Genomic DNA, 18,337 nt, shown 5'->3' with positions numbered 1-18,337 from the left:
GGCGCCAAAACGAGAGGCCGCGGAGTATGGGTCCCTGCGTTCGCGGGGACGACAACAACGGCGGTAAGTCTCACGCGTTCTAGATCGCCCGCGCGAAACAGCGAAAGCCCGGCGAACCGGTCAGCCTTTCGAATTCGGGATCGCGTTTTTCTTCAGCGAACGCAAAACCCGCCTTCGCGTAACATCGTTCAGCCGCGTCATTGCCGATGACAAAGGTGATAGAGGCGCGCGCAAAGCCGGCAGCCCTGCCCGCCGACAGAGCCCGCGCGATCAGCGCCTGGACCAGCCCGCGGCCACGCGCAGATGGCTGCGATGCCACGTGCTCGATCAGCCAATCCTGTGCGCCGCCCTGTACCCAACAGGGACGCGCATAGGCGCCGCGCGCGAAGATATCGGCGCCGCTCACGCCGGCAGCGAGCGCTACCTCCTCGATCGCAGATCGCATGGTGTCGCGTGTCTCGCGCGAAGGCATGGCGCAGAGCGCGGCCGCCGGCTTGCCGTCAACCTCGGCGATCAGGAATTGCGAGACGTGATACCAGGACCGCGGCTTCGCTACTGCCAGCTTGCCGATGAAATCAAGCACCTGCGGCTCGGCTTGCGCGAGCGCGAAGTCGAACCAGCCGAACGGTCTCGGACCGCGCTGCGCCAGCAGGATGATGCGGGCGATGAAATCGGCGTCGTCAGCGCGTCCTTGGCGAATCACCGGTGCCACGGCCGCGACCGCCATCGTTATGCGTTCTTCAGCGCGACGCGGAACTCGGCTTCGGTCTTGGCCTTCACCTCGTCCAGCGTGACGCCGTCGGCGAGTTCAATCAGCGCCATGCCGTCCTTGCCGTGCTTGTCGATGGTGAAGACCGCGAGATCGGTCACCACCATGTCGACGACCTTTTCGCCGGTCAGCGGCAGCGTGCACTTCTTCAACAGCTTCGGGCCGTCCTTGGCGGAATGCTCCATCACGACGACGACGCGCTTGACGCCGGCGACGAGGTCCATCGCGCCGCCCATGCCCTTCACCATCTTGCCCGGGATCATCCAGTTGGCGAGATCGCCGTTCTGCGCCACCTGCATCGCGCCGAGGATCGACAGATCAATGTGCCCGCCGCGTACCATGCCGAATGAGTCCGCCGAGGAGAAATAGCTGGTCGACGGCAATTCGCTGACCGTCTGCTTGCCGGCATTGATGAGGTCGGCATCGACCTCGTCCTCGTAGGGAAACGGGCCCATGCCGAGCATGCCGTTCTCGCTCTGCAGGCTGACGTCGATACCCTCGGGGATGTAGTTCGAGACCAGCGTCGGGATGCCGATGCCGAGATTGACGTAATAGCCGTCGCGCAGTTCCTTTGCGGCGCGCGCAGCCATCTGTTCGCGGGTCCAGGCCATCAGATTTCTACTCCCGTTGCCGCCGCCGACGCGCTCGACGGGCGCGGGCGGGTGTTGCGGAACTCGATGCGCTTCTTATCCGTCCCGACTTCGATGATGCGTTTGACGAAAATGCCGGGCGTATGGATGTGGTCGGGATTGAGTTCGCCGGCCGGAACCAGATGCTCGACCTCGGCCACCGTGATCTTGGCGGCGGTCGCCATCATCGGATTAAAATTGCGCGCGGTCTTGCGGTAGATCAGGTTACCGGCGGTGTCGCCTTTCCAGGCGTGAACGATGGCGAGATCGGCGAACAGGCCGCGCTCCATGATGTATTTCTCGCCGTCGAATTCCTTCACTTCCTTGCCTTCGGCAATCAGCGTGCCGACGCCGGTCTTGGTGTAGAAGGCCGGAATGCCGGCGCCGCCGGCGCGGATGCGCTCGGCCAGCGTGCCCTGCGGATTGAATTCGAGCTCCAATTCGCCCGCGAGGTATTGCTGCGCGAACAGCTTGTTCTCGCCGACATAGGACGAGATCATCTTTTTGATCTGCCGGGTTTCCAGGAGCCGGCTCAGCCCGATGCCGTCGACGCCGGCATTGTTGGAGACCACGGTCAGATTCTTGACGCCGGAATCGCGGATCGCGTCCGACAAGGTCTCGGCAATACCGCATAGACCAAAACCGCCGGACATGATCATCATGCCGTCCTTGAGAACGCCGTCGAGTGCCGATTTGGCGTCGGGGTAAACCTTGTTCATGGATAGTTGACCTGATGGAGGGAACGGCCGAAGGCTGGCATTGTCGGGATTATTAGGCGAATTTTTCGCGGTGCGTCAATGCGCTCAGCCGCCAATAACGCCCTTCAAACCGGTCCCCACGTTACCCACCATGGGACCGGCCGCCGTCATCAGATCCTGGATGATGCGCGCGCGGCGGCGCAGGTGCTCCGCGCCGACATGCCGACCGACGAGCAGGCCCGCGGCCTTGTAGGCGAGCGGGTTGGGCTTGCCACCGCCCTGTGTCACCGTTTTCGGCAGCACATCGACAATCAGGAAGCCGAGGATGCAATGGCACCGCGCCACCCGACTTTCAAATGCGCATGGATCAGGAAGCCGAACGGCAGCGGAATGACTACCGAGGCAAGCCGGAGGTAGAGCGGGGTAATGTTCAAGATGACGGTGATGAGGATGTGGGCGGCCACCAGTTTCCCCAAGCGCGTCATGAAATTCTCGGCCAGCATCCGGGATCTCTGGTACCGGGACGGCGGAAGGCCGGCAACCGACCCGCATTGACTGTAATCTCACACCGGAACCAGCTACGTCGGCCTTGAAAGCGTCAAGAAAACCCTTCAAGTTGCGCGGGTTGGCACGGGCTTACCAGCGCACCGCCCGGCCCGATCAGCATAGATTTTAAAGCATCAACCCGAGTTCGGTTTAGCCAGATCCGGATATGTCATTGACGATGGCCCAGGGAATTAAGTGCCTCGGGATGCCCATTGCGGCGCTGTTCGGCGTGGCCGTGCTCGCCCTGATCGGAACCTCCTGGTTCATCAACCGCGACGCGCTGCGGCAGGCTGTCGAGGCGCAGATCCGTGCGGTCACCGGGCTCGATCTGGTCGTCGCCGGCGCGATCGACGTTTCGGTGTTTCCGGGCAGCTACGTCTCCTTTCATAATGTCGGGCTGAAGGGCGGCGGAACCACCGACCCCGCGCTGCAGGTCGATGTGCTGACGGCGAACCTGCGTCTGTTGCCGTTGCTGCTGCGCCGCTTCGAAATCGCGGACGTCATGATGTTGCGGCCGCATATCCGCGTCGTCAGGGAGGCCGGCGGCGAGAGCAACTGGACGCCGTTCGTCGAACGGATCGCGCGCACGATGAAGCCCGGCGCCGAAAACCAGGTGTCGTTCTCGGAAATCAGGATTCAGGACGGCGTGCTGAAATACGAGGACGCTGCCAACGGCGTCAAGGAACAGCTCGGCGACATCGATCTGTCGCTGGCCTGGCCGTCGATCTCGCGCTCGTTCGCAGCGACCGGACAATTCGACTGGCGCGGCGAACGCGTCGACGGCTCGATCTCGGCCAGCGACTTCGTCGCGATGCTCTCAGGCGATCGCTCGGGGTTGAAGGCGCGGCTCGTCAGTGCGCCGCTGAAGCTCGCCTTCGACGGTTCGGTCGCCAACCGCACCAGCCTGATGATGGAAGGCACGGTGACCGTCGACAGCGTATCGTTACGCAACGCATTGCGCTGGATGGGACAGCCGGTGCCTGGCAGCGGCGGGTTCGGCCGCTTCGCGCTAAGGGCCCGCGCCAATGTCGTCGGCGCCTCAATTGCGCTGACGAATGTGAATGTCGAACTCGATGGCAATGTCGCCGAAGGCGTGATGACGGTCGCCAATAACGGCCGCCAGACGCTGCAGGCGACGCTGGCCGCAGGCAACCTGGATTTCACCCCCTATATCTCGACCGTCCGCCTGCTCGCCAGCGGCGCGCGCGACTGGAACCGGCAGTTGTTCGACCTGAGCTCGCTCTCCGCGACCGACCTCGACATGCGCCTGTCGGCGGCGCGGGTGACGGTCGGCCCCACGCGACTCGGCCGCACCGCGTTCGGCGCCAATTTGCGCGGCGGCGCGCTGGCGCTTTCGGTCGGGGAAGCCCAGATGTATGGCGGTATCGCCAAAGGCTCGTTTGGCATTGCGCGTTCGGATGCGATCGCCGACGTCAAGGCGCAATTCCAGTTCACCGACGTCGACCTGCAGGCCTGCGCCAGCGAATTGTTCGGCATCACCAAGCTCTCCGGCCGCGGCAATCTCGGCGTCTCGCTGATGGCATCCGGTTCGAGCCCGTTCGGCCTCGCCTCCTCGCTCGACGGCACCGCCACGCTCACCGGCCATGACGGCGCGATCGCTGGCTTCAATGTCGAGCAGCTCCTGAAGCGGTTGGAGCGCCGGCCATTGTCCGGCGGCGGCAATTTCCGCTCGGGCACGACGCCCTACGACAATCTCAACGTTTCGGTGCGCTTCAACGATGGCATCGCCACCGTCGAGGACATCCGCGTCGACGGCCCGACGACGCGCCTGACGCTGACCGGCACCGCCTCGGTGCCTTCACGCGAATACGACCTCAAGGGTGTCGCCAGCCTGACCTCAGGGGCGGCTGGCGGCGACAAGGGCTTTGAGCTACCCTTCGTCGTGCAGGGCCCGTGGGATGATCCGCTGGTATTTCCCGATCCGGAAAGCCTGATCCGCCGGTCGCCTGGCGCAGCGCCCTTGCTCGATGCGGTGAAGGATCGCAAGACGCGCGATGCGGTGCGCTCGGTGATCGAGCGGTTCACCGGTGGTGGACGGCAACCGGCGGCACCGGAAACTGCGGACGGGGCGAAGGCGAACTAAGCAAGGTCGGAATCGTCGGCGTAATCCGACACGAATTGGCGCATCACGCCTCGGCTCATCCGCCCTACCGGCCTTGCCAGCTGGAAAACAAAGTGACGACATCGATCAATGCGGCAGTTCCCGCCGCAACGACGACCACCAACGTGAATGCGTGAAGGAGATACTTCTTATACGCAGGTCGCTTTTCGCGCTCGGCCGCAAATTCTCTTGCGAATGGTTTTGAGAAAATGAGGATCCATGCGGCAGCCAGACTCAGAACTCCTATTGTCGCGCCCCAGATGACGCCGGCATGCACCGGGCCAGCAAAGCCCCAAAATGCAAAGGCGGTAGATCCCGCAGCAAGAAAATAAAATGCCGCACCTGCATATCGCGCAATTTTGCTGAACAGCCAGAGGCCCAGCAAGATGACCAGCGCCGCCACCGCGTGAATCGCAAGGCCATCACTAAGGCGCGGCAGATACCACTGCGAATAGATGAAAAGGCTGCAATTCACGGCGGCGATCAAAGCTAAAAGGTAAAGCGCCGCTCTGTAGCCGCATCGCTCAAGCATGCAAGATCCTCTAAATTATTACGTTCAATTCCATTGAGTAGAATCGCAAGCAAGCGTCTGCTGCTTGGCCGCCGCCTTCATGGAATGTTGTCATTGCGGCGATCACCTATGCTGTGCGGCCTGTTCAGAAAGTAATCCCGATTGCCAAGCGCCGCCTCGGCATACTGATCGATCGCGACAACGATCGCCTGGACGTGGGCGTGGCACCATCCTTCCCGCGTCGCCCTGATCCGAACCTCCGCCAGGGCTTTTAGCCACGGCGGGTTATCTGCGCTGGGATCATACCATCTGAGCGGTCCTGACATTGCCGGCCTCTGTTGATGAAGTCTTCCAGCTCCGCCCGCTTGCGCGCGAGCAGGAGCTGCGCCCGCGCGTTATCCAGGCCGGATTGATTGAGCTGACGAGCAAGCTGGTCCAGTTCGGCAATCCGCCGGCGCAGCGCCTCAATTGGATCATCGCTCACGGCGGCCGGGCGCCCCGATCGCAGGCTTCCTGCCGACCGCACGGACATCCAGCTTCAGCCGCTCATCGACATTGAGCAGCCGCTCTTCGCCGCCGAGCGTGTTCCGCTCGCCGATGAGGCCGACCATGGTGGCCCGCATGGCCATCAGACGCATTGCGGCTTCCGAACAGTCCTCGTCCCGGTTGACCTGTTTGCGGATGTTATCCTCCGCGCTCAGCATCTCCGACCGTAAGAACTTGATTTTTCTACGAATTTCATTCAATTTGTTGTCCATGGGCCACCTCGCTGCAGTAGAACCCTATAAGAACAAATAAAGAACAAATTTCAAGTTAAGAGTTCGGATCGAATCAAAGATTCTTTTGGGGTTTCAGATGTCCCGTCTCCCGGACCAGGTGGACGCGCCGATGACGCCGCGCCAATTGGCGACGCTCCGCACGCTCAGCGCCGAGGCCTATCAGCCAAAACTGTTCGAGAAGAACCTGACGGCACGGGAAGCCGAGCGGCGAATCGCGGCGCTGAAGGCGGAGATCGAGCTGGCGAATTCGTTTTGAGGAGGCTGCCCGGTCCCTGGCCGGGACAATGGGAAACCGGAGCGCTGCCACAGCCCAAATCAACGCGTCACCTTCAGTCCAAAACCGACCTTAGCCTGGTTTGATCCAGGAACATTGCTCTTCGCTGCGTGCTTATCCCTGAATGAAGGAAAGCCGTCACGCGGTGCTGGCTGCAGGCGCGATGTCCCGCCTCTACGCGCGAGGAGGAGGAGGAATCGCAGCCTCGCGACAGCCGCAAGCTCCGACGCGACATTCAGCCGCCGAGAGCGGCGATGACACGGCTACCGTACAGAGATTGACGGAGGAGACCTGAAATGACCGAGCCGACCGAACAGGAAATCAAGAACCGTGCCTATGAGATCTGGGAGCGCAATGGCAGACCGGAAGGCAAAGAGGAGGAATTCTGGCGGCTTGCGGAGCAAGAGTTGCGAAATGAGGACAAGTCATCGCCCGTCCGCACGCCCGATACCCTGTAGACGGAAGCGAACGTCGCGGGCTCTTGTCGGCCACGTTGTTTGAAGCGCTTCCCACTTCTGGCGGAATTCGTTCTGAGCGTACGTTCTCGGAAGCAGGCGTGACTTCTCAACGAGGAGCCAGTCATGAAAATTGCCGTTGTAGGAGGGACCGGACTGATCGGATCGGCAATCGTGGCTCACCTGTTCGCGCGTGGTCATGTCGTCGTTTCGATGAGCAGAAGCGGCCATTCCGGCCCAGGAGCTCACAGGGTCGATATCTCCAAAGCGACATCGCCCTCCTACTGGGTGCCGCATCTCGATGGCGTCGAGGCGGTCGTGAATTGCGCAGGGGTGCTGCAGGACAGCCCAGGCGAGTCCACCTCGATGGTGCATCATCACGGCATTGCAAATCTCTTTGCCGCTTGCGAGCAGCTCCAGATCCGTCGCGTCATCCATTTTTCCGCCATCGGGGTTGACCGCGAAACCCCGAGCGATTTTTCCCGATCGAAATTGGCCGGCGACAAAGCCTTGATGGAGCGCGATCTCGATTGGGTCATCTTGCGGCCGTCCGTGGTAATCGGCCGCGCCGCCTACGGCGCCAGCGCATTGATGCGAGGCCTGGCCGCGCTGCCCGCCATTCCGGTGATGCCGAACACCGGGCAGCTCCAGATCGTGCTGCTTGAGGACGTGGTGCGGGCCGTGGAGCATTTTCTTGATCCCGCCGCGCCCGCACGGCAGGTCGTCGAACTGGTCGGCCCGCAGCGCTACTCGTTCGGCGAGGTCGTTGCGCTGATCCGCCGCTGGTGCCGTTGGCCGCCGGCGCGGGAGATTCACCTGCCGCAGTTCACTTCAAGCCTCATGTACAAGCTCGGCGACCTGGTTTCGTATCTCGGCTGGCGGCCTCCTGTACGCAGCACCGCCGAACGGGAGATCGGGCGCGGCGCCGTCGGCAATCTCGAAGATATGCAGCGGCTCGGGCTCCATCCCAAAAGCCTTCCGGAATTCTTCGCCGCTGAGCAGGCTTCCGTGCAGGAACGCTGGTTTGCCGGCATGTACCTCGTCAAGCCCGCGATTTTTGTCGTCCTATCCCTGTTCTGGATCTCGACCGGTTTTATCTCGCTGGGGCCGGGCTGGGGTTATGGCATGGGCCTGATGGGCGAAGGCGGCGTGGAAGGCACGGCTGCCGCGCTTACGGTCATCGCTGGCGCCTTGGCCGATCTGGTGATTGGAATTGCGATCGCCTACAGGCCGACCAGCCGCTACGGCCTCTATGCGGCCATCGTGATCTCCTTCACTTATGCGATCATCGGCACCATCCTGGTGCCGCGGCTCTGGGCCGATCCTTTGGGGCCGATGCTGAAGATCTGGCCGATCATCGTGCTGCATTTCGCAGCGCTAGCCGTGCTCGAGGACCGGTAGTGCTGTATTTCGTCCTCAAATATCTCCATGTTGTCGGCGCCGCCGTGCTGCTCGGCACGGGCGCGGGCATCGCTTTCTTCATGCTGGCGGCCCACCTCGGCGGCAAGCCGGCCGTGATCGCAGGTGTAGCCCGCATCGTCGTGATTGCCGACTTCATCTTCACCGCGACCGCCGTCGTCGTGCAGCCCATCACCGGCACGTTGCTTGTGCTAAACGTCGGCTATTCGTTCTGGGACGGATGGGTCGTCTGGTCGATCGTGCTGTACGTCATCACCGGCGCGCTGTGGCTGCCGGTCGTCTTTATGCAAATGCGCCTGCGCGATTTCGCTGCCGTCGCAGCGGCTGAAGGCAAGCCGCTGCCCAAAGAATATCACCGGATATTCTGGCTGTGGTTTGCGTTTGGCATTCCGGCGTTCACTGCGGTCGCCGTGATATTGTGGTTGATGATCGCGAAACCGCAGATCGGGTTTTTCTAGACGCATCGGCAATCGTTAAGGATAAAGCAGGCATACTCCGGATGAGCGAAGCGATCTGCAGGGCTTTAACTGCCCCCGTCGCTGCGCTCATGCGGGCTACTCGCCGCTGCACCCACCCAGCGTCTCGATGCCGAGTGGCGCTGAGCCAAACCGTCGGTCAGCCATGCTCTTCCGGTATCTGAGGACGCAAAAATGATCGAACCAAAATGGTAGAACCAAAACGCCCGGGCATACGCGAACGCTTTGCCGTATTTGCGCCCCACATATCCCCCTACAGAAGTTTGCCCCGACCCATCTGGATCACGCCGCGCGCATGGGCTAGTGTTTTATCCAACCGGTTAACAAGCCGGCGTTTTCAGGGAGAACAACGTGATATCCAGGAGATCAGTTTCACTCGCGGTCGCAGCCGTCGGGCTGTTTTACGCCACGGCGCCCGCGCTCGCCCAGCAGAAGACCATCACGGTCTGGTTCGGCAAGGGTTTTTACAAATCCGAGGACGATGCGCTCTTAGAGGCGATCAAGAAATTCGAGGCCAAGACCGGCATCAAGGTCGAACTGTCGCAATACGCCATTCAGGACATGATCCCGAAGACGGTGGCGGCGCTGGATTCGGGCACAGTGCCCGACGTCGCCTATTCCGACAGCTATGACGTGCAGGCGCAGGGCAAATGGGCGTTCGAGGGCAAGCTCGAGGACCTCGGCGACATCCTGATGCCGATGAAATCGGCGTTCGCGCCGAACACGCTGGAAACCGCGCTGCTCTATAACGACGTCGCCAAGAAGAAGGCCTATTACGGCTTCCCGCTGAAGCAGCAGAGCATGCACGTGCAGATCTGGCAGGACATGCTGGAGCAGGCCGGCTTCAAGCAGAGCGACATCCCGACCAAGTGGGAAGATTACTGGTCGTTCTGGTGCAACAAGGTGCAGCCGGCGATCCGCAAGGCCACCGGCCAGCGCGTCTATGCCGTCGGCCAGCCGATGGGCGTGGAATCCACCGACTCGTTCCAGTCGTTCTACACCTTCATGGACGCCTACAACGTCAAGCTGGTCGATGACGACGGCAAGCTCCTGGTCGACGATCCCAAGGTGCGGGAAAACCTGATGAAGGCGATGAAGGATTACACCGACACCTATATCAAGGGCTGCACGCCGCCGTCCTCCACCACCTGGAAGGATCCGGACAACAACGTCGCCTTTCACAACAAGACGATCGTGATGACACATAATTTCACGATCTCGATCGCCGCGAAATGGCTTGACGACGCCAACAACCCGGCGCTGACGCCGGAACAGCGGGCGCTCGGCAAGAAAAACTACGACGAGACCATCATCACCGCCTCCTTCCCCAATAAGCCGGACGGCACGCCGATCAAGTACCGCTCTGACGTCAAGACCGGGCTGATGTTCACGGTCGCCAAGAACAAGGCGGAGGGCAAGGAGTTCATCAAGTTCCTGCTGCAGGAAGAGAACGTCCGGCCCTATATCGAAGGCGCGCTCGGCCGCTGGTTCCCGGTGACGACGGCCAGCCAGCAGAGCCCGTTCTGGCAGGCTGACCGCCATCGCAAGGCGGTGTACAATCAGTTCACCGGCGGCACCACGCCGTTCGACTTCACCAAGAACTGGAAGTTCACGATTTTGAACAACGAGAACGTCTGGGCCAAGGCGATGAACCGCGTGGTGAGCGAAAAGGTGCCGGTCGACAAGGCCGTCGACGAACTGATCGCCCGCATCAAGCAGGTCGCGGGCTAGACGTAAAAGATGCCGGCCGCCGCGAAAGTATGTGCGTCGTCCCTGCCTGGTGCGCGGTTGCGCACAGAGCAGGGAGCCATACCCCGCGGCGGCCGTTTTGAAAAATGCCGGTCGACGACCTTGCGCAACAGCAACCGCCTGTGATTATGGGTCCCTGCGTTCGCAGGGACGACGGCGTAGTCGCGGCCAGCATATCGTTCTGAGAGTAAATCTATGGCAATCACGCTTTCGGGCGATCACGCAATACCAAGCCCGCCGCTGTCGGCCCGGCTGACGACGCCGCAGGTCTGGGGCATCGTGCTGCTCGCACCCTATCTGCTGGTGTTCCTGGCCTTCGTGGTCTACCCCGTGGGCTACGGCCTATGGCTGGCACGGCATCCGGCGAGCTATGTCGCGCTCTGGCACGATCCGATCTTCGCGCGCGCCGCCGTCAATACGCTGATCTTCCTTTTGATCGGCATCAACGTCAAAATGCTGATCGCGCTGTTTTTGTCTGGCTTCTTCGCGCAGCAGCGCACCTGGATCAAATGGCTGTCGGTGCTGTTCATCCTGCCCTGGGCGGTGCCGTCGATCCCGACCATTCTCTCCGTGCGCTTCATGCTCAATCCGGAATGGGGCGTGATCAACCAGTTGATCTTCAAGTTCACCGCCGAGGACGGCCCGAACTGGCTGAACGATCCGAGCGTCGCGCTTGGCATGGCGATCGGCGTGCACATCTGGAAATCGCTGCCGTTCTGGACGCTGATCCTGATGACCGGGCGGCTGGCGATCTCGCACGATCTCTATGAAGCCGCCGAGGTCGACGGCGCGAGCTGGTCACAGAAATTCCGCTATATCACCTGGCCGTCGATGCAGACGCTCTACATCACCTGCACGCTTCTCTCGATGATCTGGACGCTCGGCGATTTCAACAGCGTCTATCTGTTGACCGGCGGCGGCCCCGCCGACCTCACCCATGTGCTGGCCACGCTTGGTATACGCTATCTCCGGCTCGACCAGCTCTCGCTCGCGATGGCTTCCATTGTCTGCGCGCTGCCGTTCGTGCTGCCGCTGGTCTATTTCATGATGAAACGGTTGTCGCGATGAAGCTGCCCACACTCCGCGAAGTCGGCACCGAAGCAAAACTGCTGTTGATCGGCATTCCCGTGTTCATCTGGACCATGGTGCCGATCTATCACATGTTCCTGTTCGCGATCTCGCCGAAGGAGGATGCATTTTCCGGAAAGCTGTGGCCTGATCATCCGACGCTGAACAATTTCAGCATCGTGTTCCATCAGCAGCACTACTTCCTGCGCGACTTCTGGATCCAGTTCTGGAATTCGGTGGTGATCGCGCTTTCCGCCGGCGCGCTGACGCTGTTGATCGCGACCGCCGCGGCCTTCTCGATCTCGCGGCTGCGCGTCCCCGGCGGGCGCTGGGTGATGAATCTGGCGCTGTTCACCTACTTTATCCCGGCGGCGTTCCTCGCCGTGCCGATGTACCGCACCATGGGCAATTACGGCCTCCTGAACAATCACTGGTCGTTGATTCTCGCGATGGTGACGATTGCCTCCCCTTACGCGATCTGGGTCTTGAAGCAGGCGTCCGACAAGCTGCCGGTCGAACTGGATGAAGCCGCCACCATGGACGGCGCCACCACGCTGCAATTGTTCCGCCTGGTCTATGTGCCACTGATGATGCCCTCGCTGGTAGCGATCGGCACCTACGCGATCCTGCTCGCCTGGAACGAATATCTCTACGCATTCCTGCTGCTGTCGAAGGATACTGAGATCACGCTCCCCGTGGCACTCGGCAACTTCCTTGCCGCCGACGATTCGCCCTGGGAACTCTTGATGACCACCGGCTTCATCTACGCGCTGCCGCCGGCCGCGATTTACTACGCGTTCAAGCGCTACATGGTGGGCGGGCTCACGGCGGGCGCCGTGAAGTCGTGAGGCTTACGGCGTTGCGAGAAGCGCCAGCGCCTATGGCGGCGCCGCGCTCTCGCCTTGCGAGCTCGACAGCTTCGAGGCGAGCGAAGCGATCACGATCAGCACCGCGATCAGCGCAATCACCATGGTGCAGATCGCGTTGATCTCCGGCTTCACCCCAAGCCGCACTTCGGAATAGATCCGGATCGGCAGCGTTGCCGAGCCGGGGCCGGTGGTGAAGCTCGCGATCACGACGTCGTCGAGCGAGAGCGTGAAGGCCAGCATCCAGCCTGCGGCAATTGCAGGCAGAATCAGCGGTAGCGTCACGCGAAGAAACGCCTGCACCGGGTTGCAGCCGAGATCCATCGCGGCTTCCTCGAGGCTGCGGTCGAGCGAGGCGAGACGCGACTGCACCACCACGGTGACGAAGCACATCGTCAGCGTGGTGTGGGCGATCGTTACCGTCCAGAAGCCGCGCTCGGCGTTCAGCGCCACGAACAGCAGCAGCAGCGACAGCCCAGAGATCACCTCGGGCATCACCAGCGGCGCATACAGCATGCCGGAAAACAGCGCCCGCCCCTTGAAGCGTTCGCCGCGAACCAGCCCCACCGCCGCCAGCGTGCCGAGCAGCGTTGCAATCGTGGCCGATACCGCGGCAACCCGCAGGCTCATCCAGGCGGCATCCAGCATGGCGCGATCGTTGAAGAACTCATGGTACCAGCGCAGCGACCAGCCACCCCACACCGTGACCAGCCGCGAGGCGTTGAACGAATAGATGATGAGAATCACGATCGGCAGGTACAGAAACGCCATCCCCAGCGCGAGCGCCGTGATGTTGAATGGCGATATCCTGCCGACCCGTTGCGCCATCAGCGGCCGCCCTCTAACGTGCGGCGCTGCAGCCGGTCGTAGAGCAGTAGCGGCGGTACCAGCAGCACCAGTAACGCAACCGCGGCAGCGGCCGCGACCGGCCAGTCCTTGTTTGTGAAGAATTCCAGCCACAGCGTCTGGCCAATCATCATCGAGCCGGAGCCGGCCAAAAGATCCGGGATCACGAACTCGCCGACGATCGGGATGAAACAAAGCAGCGCGCCGGCGCCGACCCCTGGTAACGACAGCGGAAATGTAACCAGCCAGAACGCCTGCCGCGGCGACGAACCGAGATCGGCTGCCGCTTCCAGGAGCGAGGGATCCATCTTCGAAAGCGTCGCATAGAGCGGCAGGATCATGAACGGCAGGTAGGAATAGACGATCCCGAGATACATCGCGGTGTCGGTCGACAGCCACACCACCGGCGACGAGACCAGATGCAGCGCGAGCAGGATTTTATTGAGCAGGCCGTCATGCTGCAAAATATTGATCCAGGCATAGATGCGGATCAGGAACGAGGTCCAGAACGGCACGATCACCAGCATCATCGCAATCGCCTGCCAGCGCTGCGGCAGCCGCGCCATGCCATAGGCAATGGGATAGCCGATCAACAGCAAGATCAATGTCGAGGTTATGGCAACGGCGAGGCTGCGCAGATAGGAGCTGATGTAGAGGCTGTCCGAGATCAGCAGCCTGAAATTGTCGGCGGACAACTGCGCGAAGGCCGCCTTGATCGCGGTCCAGCCTTCGGAGAAATCGAACACCGGCAGATAGGGCGGCTGCGCGATCGCGGTCTGCGACAGGCTGATCTTCAGCACGAAGCCGAACGGCACCAGGAAGAACAGCACCATCCACAGATATGGGGCGATGGCGCCATACCGCGCCGGCTGCGCGAAGATGCGGCGCGCGCTCATCGTTCCAGCACCACGCAATCGTCAGGCGCGAACCACGCCACCACGCGCTGGCCGGCGCTCAAGACGTCGATATCGAGCCGTGCGGCATTGGCCATCGAAGAGCGCACCACCGCGCCGGAATCCAGCTTGAGCTTGTAGACCGTCGAGCCGCCGAGATAGCTGACATCGGTGACGACGCCTTCGAACCGGTTGATCGCTTGCGAACTGCCCGCGTCCGACGCCGGGCCGTGGCGCGACAGCTTGACCTTCTCGGGTCGGATTGCGACCGAGACCGCCGTCTCGGTGACGGGCTGACTTGGCTCGGCGACCACAATGGCTCCGCCGTCGCCGGTCGCAATCGTCAGGTGACGTTGTTCGCGCGAGGTGACCTCACCGTCAAACAGATTGACGTCGCCGACGAACTGGGCAACCCAGCGCGAGGCGGGCGCTTCGTAGAGATCGCGCGGGGTGGCGACCTGTTCGAGCCGGCCGGCATCCATCACGCCGATCCGGTTCGCCATCGTCATCGCCTCTTCCTGGTCGTGCGTGACGACGATGAAGGTCATGCCGAGACGGCGCTGCAGTTCCATCAGTTCGAGCTGCGTGCTTTCACGCAGCTTCTTGTCGAGCGCGGCCAGGGGTTCATCAAGCAGCAGAACCTTGGGCCGCCGCGCCAGCGAGCGCGCCAGCGCCACGCGCTGCTTCTGGCCGCCGGAGAGTTGATCCGGCCTGCGCTTCTCCATGCCCTCGAGTTTGACCAGCGCGACCATCTCGCCCACGCGGGTATCGATGGCAGCGCGCGCCATCCCGGCCCGCTTCAGGCCGAACGCGATGTTGTCCCGGACCGAGAGATGCGGGAATAACGCGTAGTTCTGGAACATCATGTTGACGGGACGCTCATGCGGCAGCACCGGCGCGATATCGCGGCCACCGAGCAGGATCCGGCCCTCGTCCGGGGTCTCGAAGCCGGCAAGCATCCTGAGCAGCGTGGTCTTGCCGCAGCCGCTCGGGCCCAATAGCGCAAAGAACTCGCCCGCCTTGATGTCGAGCGAGAGCCGGTCCACCGCACGGAAACTGCCGAATTTCTTGGACACCCCTTCGATGCGGAGTAGCGGCATGGCGGCCGCCGCGGCCGGCGCCACGGGCGTTGCCGTATCGATTTTCGCTATGTCGATCTCAGGCGATTGCCTGCTCATGCCATTTGCCTGCGCGTCATGGCCGCACGCTAGCGGCGGATTGCCATCCGCTCAACCGGGCCGCGACAAGCAGCCACAATATTCTGGATGCAGCTCCGGTCTCTGGTAAGGTTTGAAGCTTGCAAAAAGCCGGCCACCGCGCGTGCTAGGAATGATCGGGAGGGATGTGATGAACGTTCGGAATCTGCTGGCCGCGATGGTGATGTCTTCCCTGCTCGCCAGCTCGGCCACCGCCCAGGAAGCCCTCGTCACCTACAAGTCGTTAAGCCCCGAGCTGGCGCTCGATCTGGCGCGCGCCACAATGGCGGATTGCCGAAATCACGGCTTTCAGGTGACGGTCGCCGTCGTCGACCGTTTTGGCGTCACGCAAGTGCTGCTCCGTGACCGCTTTGCAGGCGCACATACTGTTTCAACCGCTTCGGGCAAGGCATGGACGGCGGTCAGCTTTCGCACCAGCACGACCGAACTCAATACCATGAGCCAGCCCGGAACGATGCAGGCCGGAATCCGCAACCTGCCCGGCGCCGTCATCATCGGCGGCGGGCTGACGATCGAAGCGGCAGGTTCGCTGGTGGGCGCTGTCGGCGTCTCCGGAGCTCCCGGCGGCGATGCGGACGAAGCCTGCGCCAAAGCGGGTATCGATGCAATACGCGACAAGCTCGATTTCTAGACGTGACGATGCCATCGCGCGCCCAAGGACAAGAACAATGAACCGGGACAGGTACGATCTTCCACTGACAACCGCCTCGGACCGCGCCGCGGCGCATTATCGCGAGGGCGTCGACCGCATGCTGTCGGCCTGGCATGGCGCGGAGGATGCGTTCGACAAAGCGATTGCGGAAGATCCCGGCTTTGCGCTGGCGCATATCGGCCGTGCCCGGCTGCATCAGCTCAACATGGAAGGCGGCAAGGCGCGCGCTCTTGCCGCCCAGGCCCGTGAACTGGCCGGCGGCGCCAGCCCGCGCGAAAAAAGTCATATCGAGATCATCGCCGCCGTGATCGAGAGCAAGCCGAAGGTCGCGGTGACCGCCGCCGAAGCGCATCTCGAAGAATATCCGCGCGACGCGCAGGTGCTGTCGATCCTGCTCGGCGCGTTCGGTCTCTACGCGTTCTCGGGCCGTCCCGATCACGACGCGGCCAAGCTCGCGATCTGCGAACGCCACGCACGGCATTATGGCGAGGACTGGTGGTTTGTCAGCTACCTCGGCTGGTCGCACACCGAGGCGGGAAATCTCTCCACCGGCCGGGCCTTATCCGAACGCGCGATGGAGCTCCGATCGGCCAATGCCAATGCCGCGCATGGCCTCTCGCATGCGATGTTCGAGCAGGGTGACATGGAGGCCGGCCGCAGCTTCCTTTCGCAATGGATGCCCGCGCATGACCGCCAGAGCTTTCTGCATGGGCACCTGGCCTGGCATGTCGCGCTGACATTGCTCGACGCCGGCGATCTCGACGGTGCGCTCGCGATTTACGAGCAGCATATCAAGCCGGCGGGCCGGCCGTATCCGCCGCTGAACATTTTTACCGACGGCGCCTCGCTGCTGTGGCGGCTGGCGCTGGCCGGCCAGACCGGGCTGGAGGCGCATTGGCGGGATATCGCCGCCTACGGAGAAAAGTACTTTCCGCAAGCCGGCGCGCATTTTGCCGACGTGCATTTTGCGCTGGCGGCGGCGGTGACCGGCAGCGACGCGCTGGATGCGCGCTTGGCGCAACTCGAAGCGCGCGCAGCCGACGGCAAGCTGTTGCCGGGCCAGGCTGCCATCGACCTCTGCCGCGGAATCCGCGCGTTTGCGCAAGGCGACAATGCGGACGCGATCCGCCTGCTCGAACCGGCCCTTGCGGAATTGACGCGGATCGGCGGCAGCCACGCCCAGCGCGAATTGTGGGAGGACACGCTGATCGTGGCGTACCTGCGCGCTGGCCAGGGCGAAAAGGCGGCCGGTCGCATCACGGCCCGGCTCGACCGCCGGCCTTCGGCGCGCGACGAGGCCTGGTCGCGGCAAGCGCAGTAAAACTAGGCGAGATCAAGCGTCGCGACGATCAGGTACGTCGCTCGACGGAAAACACCTCGATTGCCGCAGCCCTTCCCCGCAAGCGAACCTTTCCAAGCGCTTCGGCGGTGAAGACGGGCTTGAGTTTCATGTGGCGCAGGAGATCGGCAGATACCAATAAATTCCGTCCGACCTCCTTGCAGTGCTCCTGCAGTCGCGCCGTCACGTTCACGGTATCGCCGAAATAGGCAAGTTGGCGGCGTGAATCGCCGCACTCGCTGATGACCACGTGACCGGCGTGCAGCCCGGCGCGGAAACTCGGCACCATGCCGAACTCCTGCCTGTAGGCATCAGCTCTTTCCGCTATGCTGTCGGCAATCGCGAAGAAGCAGTCGATGCAGCGTGCCCCCGACATCCTGTCATCGAGCGGCCAGGTCACGATGACCTCATCGCCGACATAGGCGTGAACCTCGCCGCCATGCGCGACGATCGCACCATCGATGTCGAAGAAGAACCGGGTGAGCAGGCCTTGCACGCGCAACTCTCCCATCGTCTCGGCGAGCGAGGTCGAACCTGCGAGATCGAGAAACATCAGCACGCGCGCTTCCCGCACCGGGTTTCGGTATCGCCCGAGCGCTACGTTGAACAGCACGCGGCTGCCGACCAGTCGCGTCAATTCAAAAATCGTTCCAACGAGCAGGGCCCCGAAAAACGCAGTCGCAGCAATCGTGGGAAATTTTTCAACCAGCCAGTAGGCCTCGATTCGATGCCAATAAAGCAGCGGCTCCAGACTCAGAACGGCTAAAGCAATGACAACGGCCGTGGCTGCGGAACGTACTGCCAGATCCATCAGCAGCGGCCATCTGCTGATCCAGTCACTTCGCCGCGACGCAAAATAGAGGTGGGTCGCCCAGCCGGCAAGTGCTACGCCCATACCGTGGAGGCCGCTTCGCAGATAGTTCGCCACGGTCGCTTCCAGCGGACTGTCCAGGAGGTAGCGAAGGGTCATCCCAAACAGCATGCCGAACGCGGCGACGACTGCAGTCGGGATAATGGAGCGATGCATAT

The 18,337-nt window shown here is 62.4% G+C and carries 22 protein-coding genes; 10 read left to right on the top strand and 12 right to left on the bottom strand.

Going from position 1 to position 18,337, the window contains the following annotated elements; genetic code table 11:
• Nucleotides 1-79: 79 nt before the first annotated feature.
• From HCN58_RS32850 to HCN58_RS32830, 5 genes are all read right to left on the bottom strand, one after another.
• Nucleotides 80-727, bottom strand: coding sequence for a GNAT family N-acetyltransferase (locus HCN58_RS32850; protein ID WP_171583496.1), 648 nt, complete (start codon nucleotides 725-727; stop codon nucleotides 80-82).
• A gap of 2 nt (nucleotides 728-729) precedes the next feature.
• Nucleotides 730-1,380, bottom strand: a complete 651-nt coding sequence (locus HCN58_RS32845; protein ID WP_171583495.1) for a CoA transferase subunit B — start codon at nucleotides 1,378-1,380, stop codon at nucleotides 730-732.
• Nucleotides 1,380-2,117, bottom strand: coding sequence for a CoA transferase subunit A (locus HCN58_RS32840; RefSeq protein ID WP_171583494.1), 738 nt, complete (start codon nucleotides 2,115-2,117; stop codon nucleotides 1,380-1,382). The genes HCN58_RS32845 and HCN58_RS32840 overlap by 1 nt, the downstream gene beginning before the upstream one ends.
• Nucleotides 2,118-2,201: 84 nt before the next feature.
• Nucleotides 2,202-2,441 (bottom strand): hypothetical protein, encoded by a 240-nt coding sequence (locus HCN58_RS32835; protein ID WP_171583493.1) that lies wholly within the window; start codon nucleotides 2,439-2,441, stop codon nucleotides 2,202-2,204.
• The gene (locus HCN58_RS32830; RefSeq protein WP_171583492.1) at nucleotides 2,408-2,599 is read right to left on the bottom strand and encodes a hypothetical protein; all 192 of its coding nucleotides are present in this window, start codon (nucleotides 2,597-2,599) and stop codon (nucleotides 2,408-2,410) included. Before HCN58_RS32830 ends, HCN58_RS32835 begins: the two co-directional genes overlap by 34 nt.
• Nucleotides 2,600-2,820: 221 nt before the next feature.
• Here HCN58_RS32830 and HCN58_RS32825 point away from each other — a divergent pair, with 221 nt between their 5' ends.
• Entirely contained in the window at nucleotides 2,821-4,746 is a 1,926-nt protein-coding gene (locus HCN58_RS32825) for an AsmA family protein (RefSeq protein ID WP_171583491.1), read from the top strand.
• Nucleotides 4,747-4,810: 64 nt separating this feature from the next.
• Here HCN58_RS32825 and HCN58_RS32820 read toward each other — a convergent pair whose 3' ends face one another.
• The 3 genes from HCN58_RS32820 to HCN58_RS32810 all read right to left on the bottom strand — a co-directional run bounded on the left by HCN58_RS32820 (nucleotide 4,811) and on the right by HCN58_RS32810 (nucleotide 6,033).
• Nucleotides 4,811-5,296, bottom strand: coding sequence for a hypothetical protein (locus HCN58_RS32820; RefSeq protein WP_171583490.1), 486 nt, complete (start codon nucleotides 5,294-5,296; stop codon nucleotides 4,811-4,813).
• A gap of 250 nt (nucleotides 5,297-5,546) precedes the next feature.
• Complete coding sequence (locus HCN58_RS32815) at nucleotides 5,547-5,759, bottom strand: hypothetical protein (protein WP_171583489.1); 213 nt, start codon at nucleotides 5,757-5,759, stop codon at nucleotides 5,547-5,549.
• Complete coding sequence (locus HCN58_RS32810) at nucleotides 5,749-6,033, bottom strand: hypothetical protein (RefSeq protein ID WP_171583488.1); 285 nt, start codon at nucleotides 6,031-6,033, stop codon at nucleotides 5,749-5,751. Before HCN58_RS32810 ends, HCN58_RS32815 begins: the two co-directional genes overlap by 11 nt.
• 97 nt (nucleotides 6,034-6,130) lie before the next feature.
• On the opposite strand from HCN58_RS32810, the gene HCN58_RS32805 reads away from it, so the two are divergent.
• From HCN58_RS32805 to HCN58_RS32775, 7 genes are all read left to right on the top strand, one after another.
• The gene (locus HCN58_RS32805) at nucleotides 6,131-6,310 is read left to right on the top strand and encodes a DUF3072 domain-containing protein (protein WP_235984094.1); all 180 of its coding nucleotides are present in this window, start codon (nucleotides 6,131-6,133) and stop codon (nucleotides 6,308-6,310) included.
• Nucleotides 6,311-6,624: 314 nt separating this feature from the next.
• Complete coding sequence (locus HCN58_RS32800; RefSeq protein WP_171583487.1) at nucleotides 6,625-6,786, top strand: DUF2934 domain-containing protein; 162 nt, start codon at nucleotides 6,625-6,627, stop codon at nucleotides 6,784-6,786.
• 123 nt (nucleotides 6,787-6,909) lie between these two features.
• A complete protein-coding gene (locus HCN58_RS32795) occupies nucleotides 6,910-8,184 on the top strand; it encodes an SDR family oxidoreductase (RefSeq protein ID WP_171583486.1) in 1,275 nt (424 codons plus the stop codon).
• Complete coding sequence (locus HCN58_RS32790; protein ID WP_171583485.1) at nucleotides 8,184-8,660, top strand: DUF2269 family protein; 477 nt, start codon at nucleotides 8,184-8,186, stop codon at nucleotides 8,658-8,660. Before HCN58_RS32795 ends, HCN58_RS32790 begins: the two co-directional genes overlap by 1 nt.
• Before the next feature lie 369 nt (nucleotides 8,661-9,029).
• Nucleotides 9,030-10,409: an ABC transporter substrate-binding protein gene (locus tag HCN58_RS32785; RefSeq protein ID WP_171583484.1), complete on the top strand. Its 1,380-nt coding sequence runs from the start codon at nucleotides 9,030-9,032 to the stop codon at nucleotides 10,407-10,409.
• A 213-nt stretch (nucleotides 10,410-10,622) separates the two neighbouring features.
• Nucleotides 10,623-11,495, top strand: coding sequence for a carbohydrate ABC transporter permease (locus tag HCN58_RS32780; protein WP_171583483.1), 873 nt, complete (start codon nucleotides 10,623-10,625; stop codon nucleotides 11,493-11,495).
• Complete coding sequence (locus tag HCN58_RS32775) at nucleotides 11,492-12,343, top strand: carbohydrate ABC transporter permease (RefSeq protein WP_171583482.1); 852 nt, start codon at nucleotides 11,492-11,494, stop codon at nucleotides 12,341-12,343. The genes HCN58_RS32780 and HCN58_RS32775 overlap by 4 nt, the downstream gene beginning before the upstream one ends.
• A 30-nt stretch (nucleotides 12,344-12,373) precedes the next feature.
• Here HCN58_RS32775 and HCN58_RS32770 read toward each other — a convergent pair whose 3' ends face one another.
• The 3 genes from HCN58_RS32770 to HCN58_RS32760 are packed head-to-tail and all read right to left on the bottom strand — an operon-like array spanning nucleotide 12,374 to nucleotide 15,200.
• The gene (locus tag HCN58_RS32770; RefSeq protein WP_171583481.1) at nucleotides 12,374-13,189 is read right to left on the bottom strand and encodes an ABC transporter permease; all 816 of its coding nucleotides are present in this window, start codon (nucleotides 13,187-13,189) and stop codon (nucleotides 12,374-12,376) included.
• The gene (locus HCN58_RS32765) at nucleotides 13,189-14,103 is read right to left on the bottom strand and encodes an ABC transporter permease (RefSeq protein WP_171583480.1); all 915 of its coding nucleotides are present in this window, start codon (nucleotides 14,101-14,103) and stop codon (nucleotides 13,189-13,191) included. The genes HCN58_RS32770 and HCN58_RS32765 overlap by 1 nt, the downstream gene beginning before the upstream one ends.
• On the bottom strand, nucleotides 14,100-15,200 hold the full coding sequence (locus HCN58_RS32760) for an ABC transporter ATP-binding protein (protein ID WP_376701249.1): 1,101 nt from the start codon (nucleotides 15,198-15,200) through the stop codon (nucleotides 14,100-14,102). Before HCN58_RS32760 ends, HCN58_RS32765 begins: the two co-directional genes overlap by 4 nt.
• 247 nt (nucleotides 15,201-15,447) lie before the next feature.
• Here HCN58_RS32760 and HCN58_RS32755 point away from each other — a divergent pair, with 247 nt between their 5' ends.
• Together HCN58_RS32755 and HCN58_RS32750 are read left to right on the top strand one after the other, a co-directional pair.
• Nucleotides 15,448-15,948, top strand: coding sequence for a GlcG/HbpS family heme-binding protein (locus tag HCN58_RS32755; RefSeq protein ID WP_171583478.1), 501 nt, complete (start codon nucleotides 15,448-15,450; stop codon nucleotides 15,946-15,948).
• Nucleotides 15,949-15,985: 37 nt separating this feature from the next.
• Nucleotides 15,986-17,290 carry a tetratricopeptide repeat protein gene (locus HCN58_RS32750; RefSeq protein WP_235984093.1) on the top strand — a complete coding sequence of 435 codons (1,305 nt, stop codon included), beginning with the start codon at nucleotides 15,986-15,988 and terminating at the stop codon, nucleotides 17,288-17,290.
• Between the two features lie 28 nt (nucleotides 17,291-17,318).
• Here the strand turns inward: HCN58_RS32750 and HCN58_RS32745 are convergent, their stop codons facing one another.
• Nucleotides 17,319-18,335 (bottom strand): adenylate/guanylate cyclase domain-containing protein, encoded by a 1,017-nt coding sequence (locus HCN58_RS32745; protein WP_171583477.1) that lies wholly within the window; start codon nucleotides 18,333-18,335, stop codon nucleotides 17,319-17,321.
• Nucleotides 18,336-18,337: the final 2 nt, after the last annotated feature.

This window comes from Bradyrhizobium australiense, assembly GCF_013114825.1.
GTDB classification, from domain to species: domain Bacteria; phylum Pseudomonadota; class Alphaproteobacteria; order Rhizobiales; family Xanthobacteraceae; genus Bradyrhizobium; species Bradyrhizobium australiense.
The sequence above is the reverse complement of the archived record's forward strand: the minus strand, read 5'-3'. Positions and strand labels throughout refer to the sequence as shown.

Excerpts from the sequence above, each read along its gene's own strand:
- HCN58_RS32810 (WP_171583488.1), bottom strand. The coding sequence starts at position 6,033 with ATGGACAACAAATTGAATGAAATTCGTAGAAAAATCAAGTTCTTACGG.
- HCN58_RS32850 (WP_171583496.1), bottom strand. The coding sequence starts at position 727 with ATGGCGGTCGCGGCCGTGGCACCGGTGATTCGCCAAGGACGCGCTGAC.
- HCN58_RS32775 (WP_171583482.1), top strand. The coding sequence starts at position 11,492 with ATGAAGCTGCCCACACTCCGCGAAGTCGGCACCGAAGCAAAACTGCTG.
- HCN58_RS32825 (WP_171583491.1), top strand. The coding sequence starts at position 2,821 with ATGGCCCAGGGAATTAAGTGCCTCGGGATGCCCATTGCGGCGCTGTTC.
- HCN58_RS32820 (WP_171583490.1), bottom strand. The coding sequence starts at position 5,296 with ATGCTTGAGCGATGCGGCTACAGAGCGGCGCTTTACCTTTTAGCTTTG.
- HCN58_RS32770 (WP_171583481.1), bottom strand. The coding sequence starts at position 13,189 with ATGGCGCAACGGGTCGGCAGGATATCGCCATTCAACATCACGGCGCTC.
- HCN58_RS32795 (WP_171583486.1), top strand. The coding sequence starts at position 6,910 with ATGAAAATTGCCGTTGTAGGAGGGACCGGACTGATCGGATCGGCAATC.
- HCN58_RS32750 (WP_235984093.1), top strand. The coding sequence starts at position 15,986 with ATGAACCGGGACAGGTACGATCTTCCACTGACAACCGCCTCGGACCGC.
- HCN58_RS32845 (WP_171583495.1), bottom strand. The coding sequence starts at position 1,380 with ATGGCCTGGACCCGCGAACAGATGGCTGCGCGCGCCGCAAAGGAACTG.
- HCN58_RS32765 (WP_171583480.1), bottom strand. The coding sequence starts at position 14,103 with ATGAGCGCGCGCCGCATCTTCGCGCAGCCGGCGCGGTATGGCGCCATC.
- HCN58_RS32745 (WP_171583477.1), bottom strand. The coding sequence starts at position 18,335 with ATGCATCGCTCCATTATCCCGACTGCAGTCGTCGCCGCGTTCGGCATG.
- HCN58_RS32830 (WP_171583492.1), bottom strand. The coding sequence starts at position 2,599 with ATGCTGGCCGAGAATTTCATGACGCGCTTGGGGAAACTGGTGGCCGCC.
- HCN58_RS32755 (WP_171583478.1), top strand. The coding sequence starts at position 15,448 with ATGAACGTTCGGAATCTGCTGGCCGCGATGGTGATGTCTTCCCTGCTC.
- HCN58_RS32780 (WP_171583483.1), top strand. The coding sequence starts at position 10,623 with ATGGCAATCACGCTTTCGGGCGATCACGCAATACCAAGCCCGCCGCTG.
- HCN58_RS32840 (WP_171583494.1), bottom strand. The coding sequence starts at position 2,117 with ATGAACAAGGTTTACCCCGACGCCAAATCGGCACTCGACGGCGTTCTC.
- HCN58_RS32800 (WP_171583487.1), top strand. The coding sequence starts at position 6,625 with ATGACCGAGCCGACCGAACAGGAAATCAAGAACCGTGCCTATGAGATC.
- HCN58_RS32760 (WP_376701249.1), bottom strand. The coding sequence starts at position 15,200 with ATGCCGCTACTCCGCATCGAAGGGGTGTCCAAGAAATTCGGCAGTTTC.
- HCN58_RS32805 (WP_235984094.1), top strand. The coding sequence starts at position 6,131 with ATGTCCCGTCTCCCGGACCAGGTGGACGCGCCGATGACGCCGCGCCAA.